The following is a 5200-nucleotide window of genomic DNA, read 5'->3' on the forward strand; positions in this document are numbered from 1 at the left end:
CGATGCCGGATGGGTCATCGACTGGTCGCAGATTCCCGGCGACGTGTTCGCCCACGCCCGCACCCTCGCCATCGTGGAGAACCACTCGGGCATCGACGCGCTGATCCGCCCGCACCTTTACAGGCTCGAAGACGCAGCCCGCCACGACGAACTACTCGAACTCGTCCGCGACCATGCGCAAGGTTTCTCTATGCGCAAGATCACCCGCGATCCCGAGGCGCTGGATCGTGAACTTGACGCGGCACGCGAGCGCCGCCTTGCGCTCCCACTTGATACATCCAGACGCGACACCCCGCCCAGCCGCGGCCGGGGCGGGCCAGGTCTCAGCCGGTAGACGATCCCCGCAATCGGAGAGTTACGTCTACGACTTGTTCCCGGTCAGGGCGAGACCGCCGCCGAGGCCGATCATCAGTCCACCGCCGGTCGCGCGAATCCCGGTGAGTCGGCGGGGAGACTTCGCGAACCAGGCCTGCGCGGTTCCAGCGAGGATCGCCCAGACCGCATCGCAGATGAACCCGATGGTGACGAACACGAGCCCGAGCACCATCATCTGCAACGGGATCGCTCCCGCCCCGAAGCTCACGAACTGCGGCAGCACGGCCACGAAGAACACGATGGTCTTCGGATTGGTCACGCCCACGATGAACCCTTGCCGCAGCATCACTGCGGGCGTTAGCGATGGCCGAGCCGACTCGGTGCCGTCTGCCACGCCGTCTTTGCGATGGCGGATCGCTTGCACTCCGAGGTAGATCAGGTAGGCAGCGCCGAGCAGTTTGATGATCGTGAACAACATGATCGACTGCGCGACGATCGCACCCACGCCGAACGCAACCGCTGCGACGAGCGGCAGCGCGCCGAGCCCGTTCCCGAGCACACTCATCAGACCGCCGCGCCGCCCGTAGGAGAGCGACCGGCCGATCACGAAGAGCACGCTCGGCCCAGGAATCACGATGAGGATCACCGAGGCTAGAGCAAAGGCGGCAAGTGCTTCGAGAGTGGGCATAGGGCCAAGCTTACCCAGCGGGCACCGCTCATCTACTTATAAGCCCGGCATCGGGCGATCGTGCGCAGCGCGCTTCGGTGTCCTGCCGAAAGCGTGAAGCCTGGCACGTTCCCGTCCATCCCGTAGGGCATCGCGGGCGACTTGTTCGGCGTGAGTCTGCTCGATCTGTGCCACCATCTCGGCGGGCGTGAGTTACTGCAACAGTGCTGGGGCAACGACACCATGCGCCCACGGCAGCTCTTGCTTGTCATTCGACGTGTGACAGTCGCCCGTCCGGTCGAGCATGGACGGTCGGCTGGGTAGGGTCGTCGTTGTCAATGATGAGGTCGGCGCTTGCCTCGGGCGAGGCCTCTTGCTCGTACATCTCGTAGGCGGGCTGGTATCGCTCGGCGTACATGCGCTGCGTCTGTTCCGAACCGCCCAGATGGGCGCTGTCGCGGTCGATCCCGCGTTGCAGGCACACGGCGGGGCTGGTGCGTACATAGATCGTCGCATCCCAGTGCGCTGCCAGCTCGGGGCGTTGCAGGAACGTGCCATCCACGATCAGCACCGCCTCGTCATCCGCGCGCCACGGGTCGGCGTCGATGGGCTGGTCTGCATCGAGGTCGAACGACTCCGTACGGATCATCCGGTCACCGCCGGAAGCGAGGGGCGCGAGCAGCAGCGACACGACGGCATCGAGGTCGCGGGCATCCCGGTAGTACCCCTCGGCCGACATGCGCCCCCGCCGGTACCGCTCGACCTTTGGGCGATGGAACCCGTCGATCTGCGCGCGGATCACCGGACGCCCGGCCTGCTCGACTGCGGTAGCGAGTTCGTCGGCGAACGTGGTCTTGCCCGATGCGGTGCGCCCGTCGACCGCGACCCGTATCGGGGCGGTGCGGAGAAGCGCCACGATGCGGTGGGCGACTTCACGGATCATCTCGGCTCGTCGATCACTCATCAGCTACCTCGCTTCGTCGTGCTTCTCTCGGCTTCTGTCATCCTATGGATCGGGTCTCCGCGAGAACCTGAACGCCGAGATGGGGCTATCGGCTCAGACCAAACCCGTCGCGTCCTGGCGTGCTGCGCTTCTGGTGGAAGTCGTGCAAGCTGGCGCGTTCCTGCTCGACCCGCTGGGCCTCGCGCGCGGCCTGTGCTGCGCGGGTCTGCTCGATCCTCTTTGCGGCCTCGGTGGGTGTGAGCGAGCGCAGCAGGGCGGCTTCTTCCCGCGCCTGCTTCGCGGTCTTCGTTGCTCGTGTGGCTTGCTGTGCGGGGTTGGTGGTGAGGTACGCCTGCTGATTGCGGAACACCGTTTCCGCGCCGAACGCTCGCGCGTATGCCGCGAGTCGTGCCGTGTGTGCTCGCTCTGGCCGGTACAGCATCGCCTTGCGTGCCGTCTGGTGTTCCTGCTCGGCGTCGATCACGCGCGGGTCGCCGTCGATCCGAGGCCGGGTCACTCGCTCCACCCATGCGTCGGCGCGCTCGTTCCATCTCGGCGGCTCACCCCACTCGCTCGTCAACTGCCGGTGCGCTTCGCGGGTTCGGGCCTGGGCGTTCTCGTGCTCGGTACGGGCGCGGCGCTTCCCGAACCACGACGCCGTCCGCACCTGCTCGCCTGCTGTCTGCTCTACGGCGTCAGCCTGCTCCCACGCGGTGAGTGCCGTTCTCGCGGCCGAGAAGATGGGAGCGGCGACCTCGGCGCGCACCTGCTCGGCCCGCTGTCGCGCAGTCTGCTCGGTAGCGCGTGCGTTCTCGCGTAGTGCCGTCTCACGGTCACTGAGGTCGGCAAGGGCGGCGCTGACCTGTTGCCAGCGTGTCGCCTGCGCCTCAGCCGTTGCCGCACGCTGCACGAGCGCTGCTATCTCGTCGTTCACGATCTGCACGGGGCCGTGCTCGGTCAGCCCGGCCACTTCCTCGACGGCACGCTGGGTGGCATCGGCAAGACCCCGGTCGGCGCGGTCGCGTTCCATCGCCTCGATGAACTGCACCCTGGCGTCGGCCAGGTTCCCGGCGACGATGTGCAGCAGGTTCTCGTTCCGGCCTCGCGTCATGCCGACATAGACGCTGGCGGCGCTGGTCGCGTCGGTGAGGAGCGTGTGCGACCCGGCGACGGTCGCGCCCTGCACCCCGTATGCGGTCGCCGCGTACGACAGGTGCGCGTGCTCGGCCACATACTCGGCGGGGAGTCTGACGGTGCGCTGCCGCTTCCGCCCGCTCCCGGCCTCGCGCACGGACACTGCGCCGTCATCCTCGACGTGCTGCACGACCCATTGCTGCCGGTTCGCCACGCCCACATCTGAGTTGTTCTTCCGGGTCTGAATCACATCCCCGGCACCGACGGGGAGGCCGTCGCTCCCGTACACGATGGTGGTGTCGTCGACGAGTCCTTGCGAGACTCGTTCCTCGCGGATGCGGGCGTTGACAGTGCGGGCCTCGTCGTTCGTGCTGACGGTGACGGCTTCGCCGTCCTGCCGTTGCTGCGCGATATGCTGGCGCGCATCGTCGCCGCTGTCGTGCAGGCGGATCAGGTCGAGTGCGGCGAGTTGGTCGAAAACGGCGCCGGGGTCGCGTCCGTCGCGCATCCGTAGCGTGACCTCGGCGTAGGCGGGGTCGGTGAAGCGGTGCACCTCGGCCATGTCGAGCGTGCGACCGCGAATGTGTGCGGCCATGTCGAGCACCCCGCCGCGACCGACTGCGGCGAGCTGCGCACGATCCCCGATGAGCGCGACCGTCGCGCCCGCCTCGGCGGTGACGGTCAGGAGGGCGATTGCGGTGTCTTGGTCGAGCATCCCGGCTTCGTCCACGATCACCCGCTCACCCCGCACGAGTCGCGCATCCTCGGCCGGGCCGCGATAGGTGCGCCCGGTCTCGGGGTCGGTATCGCCGGGTGCGAGGCGCGTCCATACGCCGTCGTTGTTCCAGCGCCAGCCGTGCGCGTGCACCAGCGCCGCAACACTGCTCGCGGGCACGCCGAGTTCATGCTGCGCGACCTGCGCGGCGCGCAACGTCGGTGCAACCACCCGCGATGCCCGCCCGTGCTGCGCCGCGACCTTGATTGCGACACCGAGCATCGTGGTCTTGCCCGCGCCCGCTGCACCCTCCACGACCACGAGCGGATCAGTCGATGCAACGGCAGCAGCGGCGCGCTCCTGCCCCGCATCCAAGCCCCGCGCCCTTGCCGTGTCGTGCACGTCCGGGTGCCTCGGCTCCTGCTTCGGCACTCGTGCGGTCAGGAGGTCGCGCAGCTCCGTCTCGGCCTGCACCACCCTGAGCGACGTGAGGTGCGCCACATGCTCCGGCGTCGGTGCGCCGGGCGGGAGGATCGAGAAGCAGTCCTCCATTGCCAGGGCGGTGGCGATGCTGACGAACTCGCGTATCTCGGCGGGTGTGGCTTGCACGCCGTACTCGGTCATGATCCGGGTCGCGTGCTCCTGCACCGTGTGCTGCGTCCACGCCGAACCGCCTGCGGCGCAGCGATCCAGCGTCCGGCTTGCGACGGTCTGCACGGAGAGGTCATCCAGCGACGCCGGCGCACGACGCGCAGGCCGGCGCAACGTGGCTGGGTCGTAGCCGGCGTCGCGTAGCTCGGTCACCCAGGCGTGTTCTTCGCGCACGGTGGTGGGCTTCTTCGCGGGCCGCTCATACGCCCACGCTTTCGCCGCGAGCCGGGCCGAGACGACCGGCCCCATCCCCTCGCCCGGATGCGCCGCCTCCCACTCGGCTTCGAGCCGTTCGAGATGCTTGCGTACTTGCTCGCCGCGCTTGCTCATCACGCCGTTGAACCGCTCGAGTTCGACCACCTCACCCGATACCGGATCGAGAGTCAGGCCGTACCGATCCAGCACCTCCGCAAGCTCCGGGTGCGCAGCGATCACGGCGGTGCCAATGGCGCGGATTGCGCCCTGCTGCCGGAACAACGCCGCCGTATCCAAGGCACGCCACTTCCCGGCCGCCCACCCGCGGGTGCCGATCTGAAAGTGAATATGGCGGGGCGGGTCACCCGCGCGCGACGCGCGATGCGACACCGCCACGGTCTGCAACTGCTGGACGGGCACGACCTCCTGCTTGCCGCGCGGGCCGACGCGGGTCACGGAGTGCTCGGCCAGCCACCGCTGAATCTACGCCACGGCGTGCTGCTGCGCCCGGTCGAGCACTGTGGAGACTTCCGGGTGCAGGGCTGCGGCGATCGAGAGCGACTTCGGGGCGTTCACGACC

At 68.4% G+C, this 5200-nt stretch carries 4 protein-coding genes; 1 reads left to right on the forward strand and 3 read right to left on the reverse strand.

All coding sequences use genetic code 11. The features are described from left to right. Positions 1-334 (forward strand): hypothetical protein (locus tag ACK5IN_RS05505; protein ID WP_416895202.1); only part of this gene is annotated, 334 nt, incomplete at its 5' end. Positions 335-361: 27 nt separating this feature from the next. Here the strand turns inward: ACK5IN_RS05505 and ACK5IN_RS05510 are convergent. From ACK5IN_RS05510 to ACK5IN_RS05520, 3 genes are all read right to left on the reverse strand, one after another. After that, on the reverse strand, positions 362-1003 hold the full coding sequence (locus ACK5IN_RS05510; RefSeq protein ID WP_416895203.1) for a LysE family translocator: 642 nt from the start codon (positions 1001-1003) through the stop codon (positions 362-364). Between the two features lie 247 nt (positions 1004-1250). Further along, complete coding sequence (locus ACK5IN_RS05515; protein WP_416895204.1) at positions 1251-1925, reverse strand: uridine kinase; 675 nt, start codon at positions 1923-1925, stop codon at positions 1251-1253. Between the two features lie 106 nt (positions 1926-2031). Beyond that, positions 2032-5103 carry an AAA family ATPase gene (locus ACK5IN_RS05520; protein ID WP_416895205.1) on the reverse strand — a complete coding sequence of 1024 codons (3072 nt, stop codon included), beginning with the start codon at positions 5101-5103 and terminating at the stop codon, positions 2032-2034. Positions 5104-5200: the final 97 nt, after the last annotated feature.

The organism is Microbacterium sp. (assembly GCF_047971895.1).
Lineage (GTDB): Bacteria > Actinomycetota > Actinomycetes > Actinomycetales > Microbacteriaceae > Microbacterium.